This window comes from Oceaniferula spumae, from assembly GCF_042849255.1.
GTDB lineage: Bacteria > Verrucomicrobiota > Verrucomicrobiia > Verrucomicrobiales > Akkermansiaceae > Oceaniferula > Oceaniferula spumae.
Genome location: NZ_AP026866.1, coordinates 4,560,401 through 4,578,998, shown reverse-complemented (window position 1 = coordinate 4,578,998; position 18,598 = coordinate 4,560,401). Strand labels below are relative to the sequence as shown.

General features: G+C 52.0%; 15 protein-coding genes. 14 read left to right on the top strand and 1 reads right to left on the bottom strand.

Going from position 1 to position 18,598, the window contains the following annotated elements; translation table 11 throughout:
* Positions 1-26 precede the first annotated feature (26 nt).
* From nuoL to ACSPJT_RS19475, 14 genes are all read left to right on the top strand, one after another.
* Positions 27-1,823 (top strand): NADH-quinone oxidoreductase subunit L, encoded by a 1,797-nt coding sequence (gene nuoL, locus ACSPJT_RS19540; RefSeq protein ID WP_435894241.1) that lies wholly within the window; start codon positions 27-29, stop codon positions 1,821-1,823.
* A 36-nt stretch (positions 1,824-1,859) separates the two neighbouring features.
* Positions 1,860-3,272, top strand: coding sequence for a complex I subunit 4 family protein (locus ACSPJT_RS19535; RefSeq protein ID WP_435894240.1), 1,413 nt, complete (start codon positions 1,860-1,862; stop codon positions 3,270-3,272).
* Between the two features lie 45 nt (positions 3,273-3,317).
* Complete coding sequence (locus ACSPJT_RS19530; RefSeq protein WP_435894239.1) at positions 3,318-4,763, top strand: NADH-quinone oxidoreductase subunit N; 1,446 nt, start codon at positions 3,318-3,320, stop codon at positions 4,761-4,763.
* 144 nt (positions 4,764-4,907) lie between these two features.
* Positions 4,908-5,102 carry a hypothetical protein gene (locus tag ACSPJT_RS19525; protein WP_435894238.1) on the top strand — a complete coding sequence of 65 codons (195 nt, stop codon included), beginning with the start codon at positions 4,908-4,910 and terminating at the stop codon, positions 5,100-5,102.
* A gap of 163 nt (positions 5,103-5,265) precedes the next feature.
* A complete protein-coding gene (locus ACSPJT_RS19520; protein WP_435894237.1) occupies positions 5,266-5,670 on the top strand; it encodes a hypothetical protein in 405 nt (134 codons plus the stop codon).
* A gap of 62 nt (positions 5,671-5,732) precedes the next feature.
* Positions 5,733-7,055, top strand: a complete 1,323-nt coding sequence (gene deoA, locus ACSPJT_RS19515) for a thymidine phosphorylase (RefSeq protein ID WP_435896214.1) — start codon at positions 5,733-5,735, stop codon at positions 7,053-7,055.
* 7 nt (positions 7,056-7,062) lie between these two features.
* Positions 7,063-8,274: a phosphopentomutase gene (locus tag ACSPJT_RS19510; protein ID WP_435894236.1), complete on the top strand. Its 1,212-nt coding sequence runs from the start codon at positions 7,063-7,065 to the stop codon at positions 8,272-8,274.
* Positions 8,275-8,293: 19 nt separating this feature from the next.
* A complete protein-coding gene (gene deoD / locus ACSPJT_RS19505; RefSeq protein ID WP_435894235.1) occupies positions 8,294-9,022 on the top strand; it encodes a purine-nucleoside phosphorylase in 729 nt (242 codons plus the stop codon).
* A gap of 12 nt (positions 9,023-9,034) precedes the next feature.
* Positions 9,035-9,424, top strand: a complete 390-nt coding sequence (locus tag ACSPJT_RS19500; protein ID WP_435894234.1) for a cytidine deaminase — start codon at positions 9,035-9,037, stop codon at positions 9,422-9,424.
* Between the two features lie 19 nt (positions 9,425-9,443).
* The gene (locus tag ACSPJT_RS19495; protein ID WP_435894233.1) at positions 9,444-12,038 is read left to right on the top strand and encodes a hypothetical protein; all 2,595 of its coding nucleotides are present in this window, start codon (positions 9,444-9,446) and stop codon (positions 12,036-12,038) included.
* 120 nt (positions 12,039-12,158) lie between these two features.
* Positions 12,159-12,911 carry an ABC transporter permease gene (locus ACSPJT_RS19490; protein WP_435894232.1) on the top strand — a complete coding sequence of 251 codons (753 nt, stop codon included), beginning with the start codon at positions 12,159-12,161 and terminating at the stop codon, positions 12,909-12,911.
* 35 nt (positions 12,912-12,946) lie between these two features.
* A complete protein-coding gene (locus ACSPJT_RS19485; protein WP_435894231.1) occupies positions 12,947-14,590 on the top strand; it encodes a DUF7088 domain-containing protein in 1,644 nt (547 codons plus the stop codon).
* Positions 14,591-14,640: 50 nt separating this feature from the next.
* Complete coding sequence (locus ACSPJT_RS19480) at positions 14,641-16,563, top strand: DUF4340 domain-containing protein (protein WP_435894230.1); 1,923 nt, start codon at positions 14,641-14,643, stop codon at positions 16,561-16,563.
* A gap of 23 nt (positions 16,564-16,586) precedes the next feature.
* On the top strand, positions 16,587-17,813 hold the full coding sequence (locus ACSPJT_RS19475; protein WP_435894229.1) for an aminotransferase class V-fold PLP-dependent enzyme: 1,227 nt from the start codon (positions 16,587-16,589) through the stop codon (positions 17,811-17,813).
* Positions 17,814-17,876: 63 nt separating this feature from the next.
* On the opposite strand, the gene ACSPJT_RS19470 is transcribed toward ACSPJT_RS19475, so the two are convergent.
* Positions 17,877-18,476: a PEP-CTERM sorting domain-containing protein gene (locus tag ACSPJT_RS19470; protein WP_435894228.1), complete on the bottom strand. Its 600-nt coding sequence runs from the start codon at positions 18,474-18,476 to the stop codon at positions 17,877-17,879.
* Positions 18,477-18,598 lie beyond the last annotated feature (122 nt).

The following is an 18,598-nucleotide window of genomic DNA, read 5'->3' as shown; positions in this document are numbered from 1 at the left end:
CGCTTCATAAGACCTATTTATTCACCATGAATCCTTGGTTACTCTTCATTCTCCCCTTCGCTAGCGCGGCGATCATTCAGCTGGGCCTCAAGCGAAATGCGATGGCGTCCTCGCTGCTGTCCACGATCAGCGTGGTGCTTACGTTCATCGTTGCCTGCACTTTGTTAGGATCAACTGCCTCCGACTCATGGACGTGGGTTGAGGCTGGCTCGTTCAGCCTGAGCATCGGCTATGAACTCGATCAGCTTGCCACCGGCATGATGATGGTGGTGACCGGCATTGGTATGCTGGTGCACATTTTCTCACTCGGCTACATGAAGACGGATGAGGCGAAGGCGCGTTACTTCGGCTGTCTCTCGCTGTTTATGTTTTCCATGACCGGCATCGTGCTGGCATCGAACTTTGCGATGATGTTCATCTTCTGGGAATTGGTCGGACTCAGCTCTTACTTGCTGATCGGTCACTGGTATCAGAAGGACACGGCGGCAGATGCGGCGAAGAAAGCGTTCCTCACGAACCGCATTGGTGACTTTGGCTTTATGATCGGCATTCTGATGCTCTGGGGAATCACTGAAACGGTGGTCTTTTCTGAGATGGATGGAAGCAAGCTCGGAGTCGTCGGCACCTGCATCGCTGGCACGGCTATCCTTCTCGCCTTCTGTGGTGCGGTTGGTAAATCCGCTCAGCTTCCTCTGCACGTCTGGCTTCCGGACGCGATGGAAGGTCCTACTCCTGTCTCCGCTCTGATTCACGCCGCTACCATGGTCGCCGCCGGTGTTTACATGATGGCTCGCCTTTTCCTCTCGCTTGGACTGGACACCATCCCTGTGTGGTCGGCTGATGTGATCGCTTGGGTGGGTGCCATCACTTCACTCGTTGCCGCACTGATGGCTACGCAGCAGAACGACATCAAAAAAATCCTCGCTTACTCGACGCTTTCCCAGCTCGGTTACATGGTCATGGCAATCGGCTTGGTCGATCCCGATGCCGGCATGTTCCACCTCTACACCCACGCATGGTTCAAGGCGCTTCTCTTCCTCGGCTCCGGTGCGGTGATCTACGCCTGCCACCATGAGCAGGACATTTGGAAAATGGGTGGCCTGTTTGGTAAGATGAAGATCACTGCCATCACTTTCATCATCGGCACACTTGCCCTAACAGCTGTTCCTGGAACTTCCGGATTCTTTTCCAAGGAAGGCATTCTGGCTGCGGCCTATGAGGACCACAAATTCCTCTTTGCCATTGCTGTGTTAGTGGCTGCTCTGACCACCTTCTACATGTTCCGCCTTATCTTCGTCGCCTTCTTCGGCGAGACCAAACACAAACATGCGGAGGAAGCCAAGGAGGTTTCTCCCATCATGTGGGTGCCGCTGGCACTGCTCGCCGTCATGGCTCTGGCCTCACCATTCATCGGCGGTATCATTCCTGCGTCGGCCGATTTCCACCCGCACATTGCTTTTGAAATGAATGCGGTGACTGGGTTCTCACTGCTGGCTTTTGTGGTCGGCTTAGGTGCTGCCGTGGTGCTCTACAAAGGCAAGTCCTCCGATCCTGTTAGCATCCCACTTTTCCGCAACAAGTTCTACCTTGATGAGATCTATCAGAAGATCATCACTATCGGTCAGGACGCCGTGGCAGCCGTCATTCACTTCTGCGATGAGTTCATCATCGGCGTGCTTCTTGTCGGCGGAGCCACTCGTTCAGCTCAGGGCGCTGGCAACCTCTTCCGCCGTTTCGCTCAGAACGGCAGCCTCAGCAACTACGCTTACCTCATGGGGCTGGGCGCGGTTCTCGTCATCTACTTCACCGTTTTTGCCAAATAAGTCCGCAAGGATACAGAAGACCTATTTTTTACGATCATGTTATTTGCTCTCATTCTCATCCCCCTGCTTGCGGCAGTAGCCATTCTTGTGGGTGCACCTGCCAAGCACACAGCTTTAGGTGCGGCGCTGCTCAATGTTCTCCTAGCTGCAGTGGCTGTAGCCAACCCGACGAACTGGGACACGGGATTCCAAGTCTTGGAAAACCCTAACATCAATCTTTCGCTCGGCCTCTATGATGGCATGAGCATAGTGATGCTGATCCTCTCTGTGCTGGTCACACTGGCTGCGGTCTATAGTGGCAAGTGTCCTGAAGGCCGCGAGAAGCTATGGTTCTCCAGCACCCTGCTAATTGCAGCTGGTGCCATTGGTGCGTTCATCTCGACCGATGTCTTTTTCTTCTACGCTTTCCATGAACTCGCCCTGATCCCGACCTTCCTGATGATCGGTATCCTCGGAAGTGGCGACCGTAAGGAGGCGGCTTGGAAAATCACCATCTATCTCGCTTTTGGCTCGATCATCTTGCTGGCTGGGCTGCTGTTAGCCGTTGGGCAAATTGGCAGTTTTGCCTTCAAAGATCTCACTGCGATCCCACTCGAACACCAGAACACCGTCGCCTTCCTGCTGATCGTTGGATTCGGCACACTGGTATCACTTTTCCCACTGCACTCATGGGCCGCTCCCGCCTACGCCAGTGCCCCGGCTCCCGTTTCCATGCTGCATGCCGGAGTGTTGAAAAAATTCGGTCTCTACGGAATTTTGCGCATCGCCATGGTGGTAGCGCCTGAAGGCATGGCCAACTGGTTGCCATGGCTCTGCGTGCTACTTCTCGGTAACATCATCTGGGTGGGACTGGTCACTCTGAATCAAAAACGCCTCGATCTGATGTTAGGTAATTCCTCGGTGATGCACATGGGTTACATCTTCCTCGCCATAGCTGCTCTTTCCGCCAATGGGCAGAACGAGATCGCTCAGCCTGCCGCTGTGCTGCTGATGTTTGCTCACGGTATTTCAATCGCGCTGCTATTCTCTCTGAGTGCGATGATCGAGCGGAAGACCGGCACTCTCGATATCGCCCAACTCGGTGGCCTCGCCAAGACGGCTCCGGCCTTGGCTTTCGTCTTTGGACTCGCCGGCATGGCATCGATCGGGCTACCCGGCCTAGCCAACTTCGCCGGTGAGGTAATGGTGTTTTTCGCCGGATTCGCCGACTGGAAACCTGCTGACGGCATGGGCTGGGTGCAGGTCACCACCATCATCGCCCTCTGGGGTGTAGTGCTGAGTGCCGTCTATATGCTGCGCGCTTACCGTAATATTTTCCAAGGTCCATTGGTGCGCGATACTGAAACAGCCACCGACCTTCACATCTGCGAAAAAATCCCCACCTACCTGCTGGCCGCTACTCTGTTAGTGGTAGGTGTTTACCCTCAGATCCTTCTGCAATTTCTCTAACAATCAATAAGTCCTAAAGGACCTATAAGATCTATTTTTCTCATCATGCAACCGCATTACATTGAATTCATCACCGTTGGCTTCGGCATTATTCTGCTGATGTTCGAGGCTTTTAGCAACGGCAACAAATCGAAACTCGGCCTCATCGCAGCCGCAGGACTGACCGTCATCTTGGTTATCCAATGTTGCGTCTCTACCAATGCCAGTTCCCCGGAGTGGCTGTCTCGTTTTTATACTTACGATTCAATCGCACGTTTCTATAAAATCATCGCACTGGTCAGCACGATCCTTGTGCTGCTCATGGCGGTAGACTTCCGCAAGGTGCTCTCTCGTTACACATCCGGTGACAGTAGCTGTTCAGGTCTGGGTGAGTTTTTCTGTCTGCCTATCTTCGCTTGTGCCGGCCTGATGTGGATGGCTTCGGCCAATGACTTGGTCTCCATTTTTGTCGCTCTTGAACTTGTGACAATCACCTTCTACGTGATGGTCGCATACATGCGCCGCAACGTCGGATCCCTTGAGGCTGGAGTGAAATATCTCATTCTCGGTGCGCTCTCCACAGGCTTCCTCGTCTACGGTATTGCTTGGATCTATGGAGCGATGAAAACGACGGATCTGAATATTATTTTGGAACAAGTCATCTATCTCGAAATGGCTGGATCAGGTGTGCCTAATCCAACATATCTTTTGTTCGGTATCGCTCTGATTTTGATCGCTCTTGGATTCAAAGTGGGTGCCGCTCCTATGCAATTGTGGATACCTGATGTCTATCAGGGGGCACCTACCCCGATCACAGCCTACCTTTCGGTCGCGTCTAAAGCTGCTGGATTCTTGGTCATGATGGCGATCATCGGACCGTTTCTCATCCTCTCTGACACTAGCGCACATGTCATTCTGATCCTCTCGGTCATGGCCGGAGCCACCCTACTCTACGGTAACCTCGCTGCCCTGAAACAGGACAACTTCAAACGTCTGCTGGCTTACTCATCCATCGCGCATGCAGGGTTCCTGCTCATGGGTGTGGCTTCCGGAGATTTCACTTCGGTCAACTTCTATTTGGGAACCTATCTGCTGATGACCTTCGCAGCGTTCTTCGTGCTGGCATTGGTTCGCAATCAGGAAGACAGCGATTCGATTGATTCCTTTGACGGCCTGAGCAAGCGCAACCCACTGCTCGCAGCTGTACTCACCATCACGATGGCAGCTCTCGCCGGTATTCCGCTGACCGCAGGATTCTGGGGTAAGTTCTTCATCTTCGCCGCCGCAATTGAGGCTGGTCTTTCCTGGTGGCTGCTCGCAGTTGCGTTTGTCAGCGTTGCTGCTGGCTTCTACTACTACTTGAAAGTCGTTAAGGCGATGTATTGGAACTCATCTGTCGCCGAACATGCCATCAAGGTTCCAAAGATCACAAAAGCCGTGCTCGCCATATTGACCATAGGCATCGTGGTCTTCGGTATCTGGCCACAGCCGATCATTGGCCTCATGAAGTAAGTAGCAGTTCAGTGTCTAACTGAACTCCACCCTTCTAGTTGTTACTGCGTCTCAGTAACAATGTGTTGTTTTTTTAGCAGAAAGTCTTTGAGCCGTTTCCGTATTCTGATAGTATTTAATCGTTAATAACAAACGATAAAAACTATGGAAACGATGACCAAAGACAAGACCTGCGCGAAATGCAAATACTGGGACAACCAAAACGGAGGAGACAGCGGCCAATGCCGTAGGAGTTCTCCCCAAGCCGTTGTCTTCAAGGTGGACTCCGAAATGGAATACAAGTCCGTCTTCCCGAACACCAACAGCACCGATTGGTGTGGTGAATTCGAGGAAAAATAGCCACTTTCAATTGCTGCTCAGCAGCCAAATCGACTCAAAACACAGCCCTGGCTCACGCCAGGCTGTGTTTTTTTACGTCCAGAATCCCTGTAAAAGACTTAAAATAAGTGTGGCAGATAAAAAAACCACTTGCTATTGAGACGGATTCGCAATAGCTATCCGCATGCCGAAACCAGCTACCCCCAAAGACATCAGCATCACTTCCGAAGGCCTCGACCTGATCGACGCCATGTTAGTCGCGCTGCCGTCGCAAATGAATGCCCTGTTGGATCTCCGACTGGCACTCACCGAGAAGGCAGAGGCCGGCAAATGTGTGAGATTGTATTTCTCCCTGCTGGAATCTGTGACGGGCTGGAACCGTGACAAAGTCGATGCCCTGCGTCAGTTTCTTGAGCAACGTATCCAGCTGGAAATCGTCATCACAGAGACCCAGAAACGTAGTCGTGAGTGTCTCGGTCTCGACCGCGCTCGTGCTCTCGAAGATTACTGCGAGGATGCCATGCGCACCGTCGCTCTGAATCACAAAAAGGCGTCTCGCATCGAGATGTCATTTTGCTGGGCTAGCTAATTGAGTCGATCCTGACAGCACTTTGCCCTCGCATGCCCAGCGGCGTGTCGAGTAGGCTTCTGATGATGCTGCCCCAGGAAATCATTCGACATAAACGCGACGGGCTGACTCTGTCCGAAGAGGAAATTCGTTATTTCGCCAACGGTATCGCGGATGACTCAATCACTGAAGGTCAGATCGCGGCCTTCGGTATGGCCGTGTACTTCAATGGCATGAGCAGCGAGGAAGCCGCCGATCTAACACTGGCCATGCGTGACACCGGTGATGTCCTGAATTGGGAATCTGAAAACCTAGACGGCCCGATCATTGACAAACACTCCACCGGCGGCGTTGGCGACGGTGTCTCCCTGATGTTAGGTCCCCTGCTCGCCGCCTGCGGTGGTTATGTGCCGATGATATCGGGCCGTGGCCTAGGACACACGGGAGGAACACTCGATAAACTCGATGCCATCCCAGGTTATCAATCGACACCCGACAACACTCTATTTCGCAAAACTGTGCGTGACTGCGGAGTCGCCATCATCGGCCAGACTGGCAACCTTGCGCCTGCCGACAAACGCTTCTACGCCACTCGCGACATCACCGCCACAGTGGAATCGATTCCATTGATCACCGCTTCCATCCTCTCGAAAAAACTCGCCGCCGGTCTCGACTGCCTGGTGATGGATGTCAAAACTGGCAGTGGTGCCTTCATGCCCACGCACGAAGATTCTCGAGCGCTCGCCCAGAGCATCGCGGATGTTGCCACAGCAGCCGGTGTCAAAACCACAGCTCTGCTCACTGATATGAACCAGCCACTGGGGTCGTCAGCGGGTAATGCCATCGAAGTCCGTGAGGCGATCGATTTCCTCACAGGAAAACACCATAATCCAAGACTGAAAGAAGTCGTATTCGCCCTCTGTGCTGAACTACTCAAGTTAGGAAAATTGGCTGAGGACAAGGAGAAAGCAAACAAGATGTTAGAAAACGCCCTCAGCTCAGGAAAATCGGCCGAGGTCTTTGGCTCTATGGTCCACTCGCTGGGTGGGCCTGCTGACTTGATTGAAAACCCGGACTCCCATTTGCCGACGGCCGATTTCGTGAAACCTGTGTTTGCAGAGGCTAGCGGCTACGTCACAGACATGGATACCCGTGAACTTGGCATGGCGGTCGTTCAGCTTGGAGGAGGAAGACGACGTTCGGACGATGACATTGATCCAGCCGTGGGACTGACTGAGTTTATCAAAATTGGGGAATCGGCGGATCAACCTCTCGCAGTCATTCACGCTCGTTCTGAATCCGACTGGCAGCAGGCCGCAGGAAGCATTCGCGCGGCAGTAACCATCGGAGATCAAGCTCCGGAGAGTTCCCCAGTGATCCACGAGGTCATCACCGCCAATAGTTAACACCCGGATGAAAACCCAACGTGTCATTCTGTTAGTTCTCGACTCCTTCGGTATAGGATCGGCTCCGGATGCTGCGTACTTTGGTGATGACGGAGCGGACACGCTAGGACATATCGCCAAACAGTTTCAAGACAACGGCAGCACGCTCGCTCTCCCTAACATGTCATCTCTCGGTTTGTTGCACGCCTACCATACAAGTACTGGCACGTATCCGGCAGGCATGCAGCCGACTGAAAAGCTCATCGGCAGCCACGCCTGCGCCAGCGAAATTTCATCGGGCAAAGACACCCCCAGCGGGCACTGGGAAATGACTGGCGTTCCTGCTCTTTGGGGCTGGGGTTACTTTCCCAATCTACCTAACTGTTTCCCTAAAGATCTTCTCGACCAGTTACACCAACAGGCAGACCTCCCAGGCAGCCTTGGCCATTGCCATGCTTCAGGCACTGACATCATTGCTCGGCTCGGCGAAGAACACATGCGCACCGGAAAACCGATCTTTTACACCTCCGCCGACAGTGTGTTCCAAATCGCCTGCCATGAAAAAACTTTCGGGCTGGAAAAACTCTATCAGCTCTGTGAAATCGCGCGTGACTTGCTCGATGAACTGGAAATCGGGCGAGTCATCGCCCGACCATTCATCGGCGACTGCTCGGAAAATTTTCAGCGCACCGGTAACCGTCACGACTATGCCATCCCCCCACCGGAGCTCACCGTTTTACAAAAACTCACCGACTCCGGAGGCACGGTCATCGGCATCGGAAAAATCGGCGACATCTTCGCCCACACCGGTATGAGTGAGGAAGTGCGCGCGTCCGGTCATCCTGAACTTTGGAAGGAAACTCTCTCCGCCATCGATCGCGCCCCTGAACGCAGCATAATCATGACCAACTTCGTGGACTTCGATGCGATTTACGGGCATCGCCGCGATCCAGAAGGCTACGGTAAGGCCCTCGAAGAATTTGATCGCCAACTGCCCACACTTTTCGAGAGCATGCACGACAGCGATCTCCTCATCCTAACAGCCGACCACGGCAACGACCCCACCTGGAAAGGAACCGACCACACCCGCGAAAACGTACCCATTCTACTTTATCAAAAAGGCCTGAAACCCACTGACTTGTGCAAGAGAGAAACCTTCGCCGACATCGCCCAGACCATCTCCCAAATTTTTGACCTATCCCCCTTCGAACACGGCACTCCCCTGATACCTGAATTCTGACATCCGTCCCCTGAATAAAATGACTCCACACATTGAAGCCAAAGCTGGCGATTTCGCCACCACATGCCTGTTGCCCGGCGATCCCTTACGCGCCGAGTACATTGCCGAGACTTTTCTAACCGAAGTCAAAAAAATCAATGCCGTGCGCAACATGTTTGCCTTCACTGGCAAATACAACGGCACGCCTGTCTCCGTCATGGGAAGCGGCATGGGCATCCCATCGATCTCAATCTATGCCAAAGAGCTGATCACTGAATACGGAGTTAAGAACCTGATTCGCGTTGGCAGCTGCGGGGCTGTGAGTAAAGAGGTCAAAGTCCGCGATGTTCTCATCGGACTAGGTGCCTGCACCGACTCCGCCGTGAACCGTCAACGTTTCCAAGGCCACGACTACGCAGCTATCGCCAGTTGGCCATTGCTCAAGGCTCTTAACGACGCCGCTGGAGCTCTGGACATTTCCGTCACCAACGGCAACATGTTTTCCGCCGATCTCTTTTACACTCCGAATCCATCGATGTTCGACACCTTGGAGAAGATGAACATCCTCGGCATAGAGATGGAGGCAGCCGGACTCTATGGTATCGCGACCGAGTATGGGGCCAATGCGGCTGCCATTTGCACCGTTTCCGATCACATCCGCACAGGAGAAGCGACCACTTCCGCCGAACGTCAGTCGAGTTTTGAAGAGATGATGAAAATCGCTTTAGAGGCTACGCGACTGATAGAATCCCCACAAGGATTGGCCTAACAACATATCATCATGACTGCTTCAGAATTACTCAAACTTGCTTCCGAAGCTCGGAAATCGGCTTATGCTCCCTACTCAAAGTTCTTAGTTGGGGCGGCGCTATTATCGGACAACGGCACCGTCTTCACTGGCTGCAATGTCGAAAACGCTTCCTACGGTCTAACTAATTGCGCCGAGCGCACGGCTGTCTTTACAGCAATATCCGAGGGGGTAAGAAACTTCTCTGCAATCGCCATCTCATTGCTAGGCGGAGGATCTCCATGTGGTGCCTGCCGGCAGGTGCTCAATGAGTTCAATCCATGTATGAAAATCTATCTGGGAGATGAAAACGGCCAACTTGTCCGCGAGACTACGTTGGATGTCATGCTACCGGATGCCTTTGGACCGGAGAACCTCAGCTAAACCGTCATCCCACCACCCCATGAGATTTGCTGAAGTCATCTTCTTATTATTCATCTCTACTCAAATAGTTGTGGCAAACCTCTACGATCAATGTCGGGCTTGGTATCTAACACTAGGCAAACCCAGTGCCAAAGATTTACAGCTCATTGAGGTTCATAATGGCTACTACACTATTGGGGGTGAAAAGAAACCTTACATTACCCATTCCTATCTCGTAAAATATGAAGCAGGGAAAGAGTTCAAATTTATCACCCTCGATCTAGCCAAGAAACACTTTGATCTTTCTCTGAAGGATTCTTACATGGGAAATGTAAAAGTAAAAAACATCTCATTCAAACCTTGGGCAGAGACGTTCTTACAAGCTCTCAAGGCACAGAAAGAAACCCGCATGCTCGGATGGGGTGCGCAGCCTGCCGCTGGAACTGTGGAGCAATTTTACATTTCCATGGCCTGTCACGATAAAGGCCACATTGAACTAGCTCGAAAAATTTTCCAAGCCAAGGCGATCCCGACATTCCACCACCGAGAAACAACACGCATCACAGACCTAACAGAACTGCAAAAGGAGTTAGCTCATACAACGTTCTGGAGAATCATTCTGGACTTCAACGACACCAGCCACACACGCCGAGAACTCCACGATCGCTTAGTCGTGTTCATCAAACATTATCCACAAAGTGAGCACTTCGCCCGAGCCAAAAAGCTCGAAGTAAAACTCAGGAAAATGCTGGCCGGTGAGAAAACACATCAGCAACTCCGAGAGAAAACCCCTTTCAGCAATCTCACCGAAACTGAGAAAATCAAAGACCTCATCTACCAGCTTAGGGATCAGAACGGCGCACAAATGGGACAGCCTGGCTGGTGTGATATTTTTGCTCAGGATGGATTCAAACCTATTGAGCAAGTTAAGAACCCCTCCCCGGCATTACAACTGTTGAACATCGGCTATGAGGTCGTTCCTTTTCTGATCAAAGTCCTCGATGACGACACCCCCACTCGATCGGTCGGCTACCATCGGGATTTTTATTTTTCCCATTCCATCCTAACTATCGGAGATGCTGCAAATCAGATCCTCACTCGTATCACAGGCGAGCGCTTTGGCCCCACAGGTATCTGGAGTAAACCGGAGGACCTTGAAAAGACCATACTCAATGCAACGGTATGGTGGGAAAACTATCAGAAAAAGGGCGAACGGAAACATTTGATCGACCTCGTGTGCGCCGCTGGTCCCAGTGCGGATACTTGTTTAACTCGACTGTTCAAAAAGTATCCCGAGGATGCGCCTACTGCTGCCAGAGCTGGACTCAAGGCGGCCAAAGATGACTGGGTGTTCAGTTCGTTGATCCGCAGCATTCTTGTCAGCGAGCATCCGGAGAGCTTGAAAATCCTCACTGAAGCTCTGGCTGATCTCCGTTTTCCCGGCGGACATCTCACGGTGATCTCAGCGTTACATCACAGGAAATCACCGCTAGCGCTGCCTGCAGCTATTGAGGCATGGAACAACCCTGAAAATTGGAAAAGCGCTGATGACTTTGGAGGTTCACCCGCAGATGACATTTTAATGTTTTTGTTAGGAACAAATTCCCCTACCGCTTTCAAAACCATCCTAACCAAAATCAATCGTCTATCCATTGATCGCAAAATCGAAATCGCCCAGCACGTCTATGGGCTCAATAACCCGGGAGATGAATATTCCGCCATTGCCCAGCAGACCATGGTCACGTTTCTGGAAGACACCAGGCAACGAACTGGCATGTCAGGAAGTATCGGAGACCTCAACTACACAGACCCTCGAGTCTGCGACATGGCTGGCGCAGCTCTAGCGAAAGTTTGGCCCAAGCACTATGACTACGATCATCAGGCAGAGTGGACCAAGCGCGAGGCGATGCGGCTGAAAATCATCAACGAGACACGGAAGACAAAGAACCTGAAACCGCTCCCTGCCCCTCTTCCGAAACCAGCCTCATTGCCTCCAGGTGTTGATGCCGAACTACGTGACGCCCTTGACGATGTTCAACTAGTTGCGTTCCGGAAGTTGATTCAAAAACACGGTATCAGCGCGCTAGACGAGCTGCTCGAGTATCAGGAATCCATGGATGAGGATACATCACCTCTGACTCGATTGGCCGTAAACTCCAATGCGCGGAACTTAGTCAATTCATTGGCCTTCATTCAAGTCGCCCCAAAGAAATATCGCAACCCGGCCGTCACCAAGTGGGTGAAAGCCCATCAAGGCACAAGTCTCTCAGCGGATACTCTCATCCAACTGATCACCGCATGTAATCAAGAAATGAAAAACTCCTCGACGCGAGGAATCACCCTATCCATCCACAGATCATCAGAGGCACGCGGCCTGCACATGCTGATATCACTGAGCCAAAGTGAGACGCCAAAACAGAAAGCAGATCAGTGGAATTTTTCACTCTCCACCCAATTACAGGGTAAAAATATTTATTCAATATCGGGAGGGGGCTCTGAAAACCACGACGACCCCAAAGACGATACGCTCAAGGATTTTCACAAATCCGTGGAACAAGCACTGCATTCCGAAGCCCGCGATCACTTCGAGATCCATTACCAAATTCACGGTATCCGACACGACGATGAACCGTGATGCCACGGCGACCACTCACTTCCATTGCCAAATGTGGGTTTCAGCCGAAACTTAGCGTTGAATTCCCTTCCCCATGATCGGAATTTCCCTTATCTCCCGTGCAGAGAATCTTCCTCATTCATGCGCGTATTTTCCATACTTTTCCGGAAGGAATTTAAAAACTACTTCCTGACCCCCTTCGGCTGGGTGGTTCTGGCTCTCGTTCTGTTCATGCAAGGCCTGTCGATGTCGGGTGCGATGGAGCAGATGAAAGACGGCCCGATGGTTGAAAACTTCCTATTAGTGTCGCTGCGGACGCCTCACTTTTGGTTTTATTTCCTGTTTATTTTCCCTCTGCTGACGATGCGACTCTTCGCGGAGGAGGCAAAAACCGGCACATTAGAGACCTTGATGACGGCACCGGTGACCACCGCCCAAGTCGTCTTTTCCAAATACCTCGCAGCTCTCGCATTCTACGCCCTGCTTTGGTTACCCATTTTGCTTCAGCTGAAAATTTTCGGCTGGGTAACAGGCTCTGCCGCTCCAGTAGAAATGGGGCAAATCCTCGGGACTTATGCCATTCTCCTGCTTATGGGGAGCTTCTTCCTCGCGATCGGCTGTCTGGCCTCGACACTTACCTCCAGCCAGATCGTTGCCGGCATCATCACCATCGCATTCTTGGTGATTCTCTTTTTCCTCGGATTTGTGCCCTACTACTTGGGTGAAGGATTCAAGGCGTCCCCCATTTTCCAATACGTCTCCATCCAGGACCATCTGGTTAATTTTGCAAAAGGCTTAGTCGATACTCGACCGATCGTCTACTACCTCAGCATGTCGGCCTTCTTCCTATTCCTGACTCATATCACACTCGATTTCCGCCGTTGGAAATCCTGATTCAATCTGTTTTTTCCCACCTACGTTTTCCCAACATGCCGGATACTCCATCCACAGAACCCGTCGAAGAGGCTGCAACACCTGCGGTCCAGCGTCCCATACGAAGACTCGGCCATAGCATTCTCGTAGCCATTCAGGTGGTTGCCTTCTGCATCGTGCTCATCTCGGTGAACTACCTCAGCTGTGCCCGTCATTCACGTATCGATCTCACTGAGCGGCAGGATTTCACTCTTTCTGATTTCACCTCGAAGCTTCTCAAGGGAACATCGGTTCAGGACCGCAAGGAGCCCATCCGTATCATTGCAGTGATTCGCCGAGGCTCTCCCCACTACTCACGCATGCGGAACCTGCTGGATGAATACAACCGCTTGGGTGGCGATTCTGTGGAGCTCGAGTTTGTTGATCCAGCCCGTCAGACAGACCGGACACTGGAAATTGCCCAAATTTACGGCCAACCTTACATCGAGGACATGATCATCGTGGATGGCCGTAGCGCAGAAGCTGAATCAGCGGCTGCCCCAAAAACTGACGGTGAAACCTCAGCGACTGACGAAACCGACCAAGGCAAAACCGCCGAGGCGGCCAAAGACGCGACAGGCGATCAAGCTGATCTGCAGCAACTCTCAGCGCATGTCCGCACCGTCTATGTCAAGCAGCTCTATCTCGAGGAATTGGATCAGTTTCGGAATCGCTTCATCGCCGCATGGCAAGATGAGGACGTGATCACATCTTCATTCATTGGCGCTATCGAGGGCCGTCCTCGCAAAATTTATTTCGCAGCCGATAAGAGCAACCTCGAAGCCAGCGATGGTGAGCCAGCTTGGAAAGTTCTCGCCAGCCTACTTTGGCAGCAAAACATCCAGATGGTGCCGGTTCGACTAACAGATATCCAAAGCATCCCTAAAGATGCCGAGGGCTTGGCCTTGATCGCGCCACAGTATGACCTCTCTGAGCGAGAACTCAAGATGGTCACGGAATATTGGGACCGTCCACGGTCGTCGCTCTTCATCACCCTCGATCCCTCGGTGGAACTCAGCAACCTGCGTATTTTCCTTCGTAATTATGGTATCACTCCGCGTAATGATCGGGTCATCAGCGTGGAAAACAAACAGACGTTATCCAGTGTCCGTGCGGTCTTCACACGAGGAGCTGAAATCAACCTTGATCTCGGGGGGAAGTCGACAGTTTTCGATGGAACCAGCAACAGTCTGGAAGTTCGTGAAAACGACGATCAACTGATGAACAAACGCATTCGACCCATCGCTCTGGTCCAAGCCGCCGATGGATGGTGGGGAGAAACCCGCTACAAGGAGGAAAATCCAGTATTCAACCCTGAGGAAGATCACACGGCTCCACTTTACCTCGCCGCTGCGATCCTACGTGGACAAGCCACTTCAGACGACACTGCCCAGTTAGTGTCGAAAATGGTGGTCATCAGCAATACTGATTTCCTGGCCTCCAAGAACACCCGACCAGAACAAGCTGATTTCGTAAAATCCAGCATTAACTGGCTAGTTGGGCGTGAGGATTTGATCGGTATCGGTCCTCGTAAACTTCACCGTCACAAAATCACTCTGCTCGACTCGCACAATACCTTTATCAGCCGACTACTGCTGATCTTCCTTCCTGGAGCTGTCATTCTAACATCGTTGATTGTTTGGAATGTTCGCCGAGCTTAAGTCCTGCCCCGTAAACAGGCAGATAACAGATCGTATATTCCTACGCCGTCATGCGCTACACGCCCACCATCCTCCTCGTGATTCTGGCCACCCTTCTCGGTGGTCTGGCCTTGGTGCACACAGGCAGTAAATACAGATCAGCCATCTTCGGAACAACCGCCACCGAACGTGGTGAGTTATTGTTTGACGTCGAGGAGCTCGACAAGGTTCGGCGTATCACCCTGACAGACAGCGAAGGCAAAGAAGCGGTCTTCAGACTCGCTGGAAATATTTGGGTCAGTGATTCTCCATGGGAAGACCGCGCTGACCCGCTCTACATTCGCTCCCTTTTCCAGTTCACAGCTGGACTTGAGGTGCAAGAGGTCATTCCAAGAACCGGCTTGGAATTGAGTGAATTCGGACTACGCGAAGGCCACACTCGAATCACGATGGCTGACTCCAAGGGAAACCTTATCTGTGACTATCGCCTAGGCCGACTGGCGGCTTGGAACGTGCCCACTGAAGACGGAAAAGCCACTCTTCCCACCACCTATATCCGCATGGCGGACAAGGAATTAAAGAGGAACGTTTACCTGTGTTCCATCAAAACCGGCGCGGCCATCCATTCTCTCTTCAATCAACAATTCTCGCGTTTCCGAGATCATCATCCATTCCATTTCAGCCCCGCCTACTTGGACAAAGTCAGCATCCAAAGTGCCGAAGGTGAAGTCGTGCTCTCACGGCCAAATCTCAGGTCCGGCTGGAGCATCACCAAACCTTTGGAGCTTCGCGTCGACCCTGCTGCGATCTCGGAGCTCTTTGTCAACATGGCACGGCTGACTGCGATCAAAGTCGAAGACCGGTCCAGCGTCACCCTCCCTACTGCCGGAGACACTACCAATCAGGCTCGGGAAATTTCCATCCACTTTGCCGGTGCCAAGGATGACATCAAACTCCATGTTTTCCCTCCTGCCACTGAGAGCCAGACAACGACCTTGGCCACGATCAGTGACCGCCCCGACGCCGTATTCCACCTCCCCCTCACCCAAGCGATTCCGGGAGCCACTGCACTCAGCCAACTCCAGGCTGGCGTTAACGACCTGCGGTCAAAAACCATGACTCATCTCAATGGTCCGCAGTTAAAGACCATCATCATCCGCCCTACCGGCCGACCTGACACTCTACTAACCCGGACCAAGAAAACCACGTGGCGAGTATTCCGCCGCAAAGGATATGAATCAGCTAACCAAGAGGCGGTGATCGATCTGATGACGGCGGTCACGCGCGACAAGGTGCAAAAATTCATCACCGATGCTGCCACGGACCTCAAACCCTATGGCTTAGACCGTCCGTTCCTTCAGATCGGATTTGTCAGCTTCAACGACGAAGGCATGCGTATCGCACTTGGCCGCGGTGGTGCGAATAAGGAAAATATCTACGCCCACATTGTTGGTCGTCCTAATATTTGGCAGATCAGCAATGAAACCGTGGGGAAAATTGCCATTAACCCGTGGCAATGGCGCACGGCCCACACTTGGCACATCCCTAAAGTCGATGTCACCCAGATCGATATTGAGCGCAAAGGAAAACCACCTGTGACTCTGAACTTCGATTACTTCAGTGGTCTTTGGAAAGCCAAGGTGAATGGCGTAGACGCGACAGGAAAACTCAACCCTAACCGTGCGGACAATTTGCTAAGCAATTTAGAAGGCCTGGAAACCACCAAGTGGCTGGGACCTGTCCACCTTCAGGCCAACCAAGCCATGCAAACGCCTGACACCATCATCCGGGTGCACGTACAGCGGGTTGCTGACGATGGAACAACTCTACCACCCGTCATCAAGACTCTGAAAATTGCCCACACCCCAGGGAACTTTATCTATTTTGCAAAAATCGACACCGTCCCCTACAGTCTCGAAAACGAGGGCGAGGAGAACTATTTCCTGCTCAATCCCGAGACCATCAAGAAACTCTACGTCGACCTCTTTGAATAGCCTTCCAAGAGCTATCAGCCATCATGCCTACCTTTGACCCACAATCCATCCGCGCCGATTTCCCCATCCTCGATCAGGAAATCAATGGCAAGCCGCTTGTCTATCTGGACAATGCCGCCACCAGCCAGACTCCGCGACAAGTTATCGAAGCAAGCACAGGCTATTACTCAAAGATCAATGCCAACATCCACCGCGGTGCCCACAAATTGGCCCGTGAGGCCACGCTCGCCCACGAAGCAGCGCGGGGAACGGTCGCCCGCCATTTGAACTCCCGGCACGAGCACGAGATTATTTTTACCTCTGGCACGACCGACTCGATCAATCTCGTTTCAAACACTCTGAGCCTCTCTGGAAAAATCGGTCAAGGTGACTCCGTGATCATCTCCGGGCTCGAGCACCACTCTAACATTGTCCCTTGGCAAATGCTCTGTGAGCGCACTGGAGCCACGCTAAAAGTCATCCCTGTGTTAGATGATGGAACTCTCGATATGGACGGCTACCACGCCCTGCTTAATAACTCAGTGAAGCTCGTCGCCGTTAACCATGTTTCCAATGCCTTGGGCACGATTAATCCGATCGAAGCCATCGTCAGCGCCGCAAAACAACACGATGCTTTAGTCCTGCTCGACGGTGCCCAGGCGGCGCCTCACATGGGGATCGACGTTCAAGAGTTAGGCTGCGATTTCTACGCCTTTTCGGGGCACAAAATTTACGGACCTACTGGCATCGGAGTTTTGTATGGCCGGGAAGAAATCCTCGAAGAACTCCCACCATGGCGAGGAGGTGGAGAGATGATCAAAGAGGTCACCTTCGAGCATACCACATACAACGATTTACCCTTCAAATATGAAGCGGGCACACCGGATATCGAGGGGGCCATCGCATTGGCCGCCGCCCTCGATTACATGAACGGACTGGGCATGGAAAACATCGCTGCCCACGAGCGTCAACTGCAAGAGTTAGCAACCGCTGGATTAAAAGAAATCGATGGTATTCGGCTCTTTGGCACAGCCCCTGAAAAAGCTGCGGTGGTTTCCTTCCTCCTCGGAAACATCCATCACTACGATCTCGGCACACTGATCGACCAGATGGGAGTGGCGGTCCGCACCGGTCATCACTGCTGCCAACCACTGATGGCCCGCTTCGGGATTACTGGCACAGTGAGAGCATCCTTCGCCGCGTATAACACTGAGGAGGAAGTAGCGATCTTCATCAACGCGGTTAAAAAAGCCGCGATGATGTTGGGTTAGATGTAAAAAGCCCGCAGAATCACTTCAGCGGGCTCTATGTTAAGATCGTTCTGGTAAAACTTACTAGCGGCGACGGCGGAAAGCAAAGAGGCCCAATCCGCCAAGCAATAGAGCCGTAGATGGCTCAGGGACTGCAGTAACTGTCGTATTAAAAACAACTCTAGCCTGAGAGAGTGTTTCTATATCACTCCCACTAGCCCATCCATCCCTAAAGTTCACCAAATAAGTCCCATCATCTCCAAACGTCGAGCTAATCGCAATAATCTGTGTTAGGCTAAACCTAGTGCCGAAAGAACCAGCGCTGGTAGACCCCACTTGGCGGCCGTCTGCCCCTATAGCATCACCATCAGAATAAACTATATCACCAGCATTAACCCCTATGCCATCACCTAGAGTAACAATATTACCATTAGGGTCTTGAATATCCGCAACATAATCTGATGACCAAGAACCATCACCGCTGGTAGAATAATCAAAATAAACATCAATAGATTCCAGTCCTGACACAACCCCAGTCAGCGTGGTACTCGATGCCCCAGGTCCCAGGGCAATGTCACCAAAATTGAAAGTGACTGCTGCCGAGGCAGAACTAGTTAGAAAAATCAGGGCGATTAGTGAATTTCTTAGAGGTTTTCCCACTTTGTGAGTTATCGTATGTTTCATGTTTTTTAAGGAGCGTTGTTGTTGTTGTTCGCCCCCCCAAATACCAATTAAGTGGAGGCTGTTAGAACACACACAGACACCTAACATGTTAGGAAATTTCTATCAAGAAATTTATATGTCTT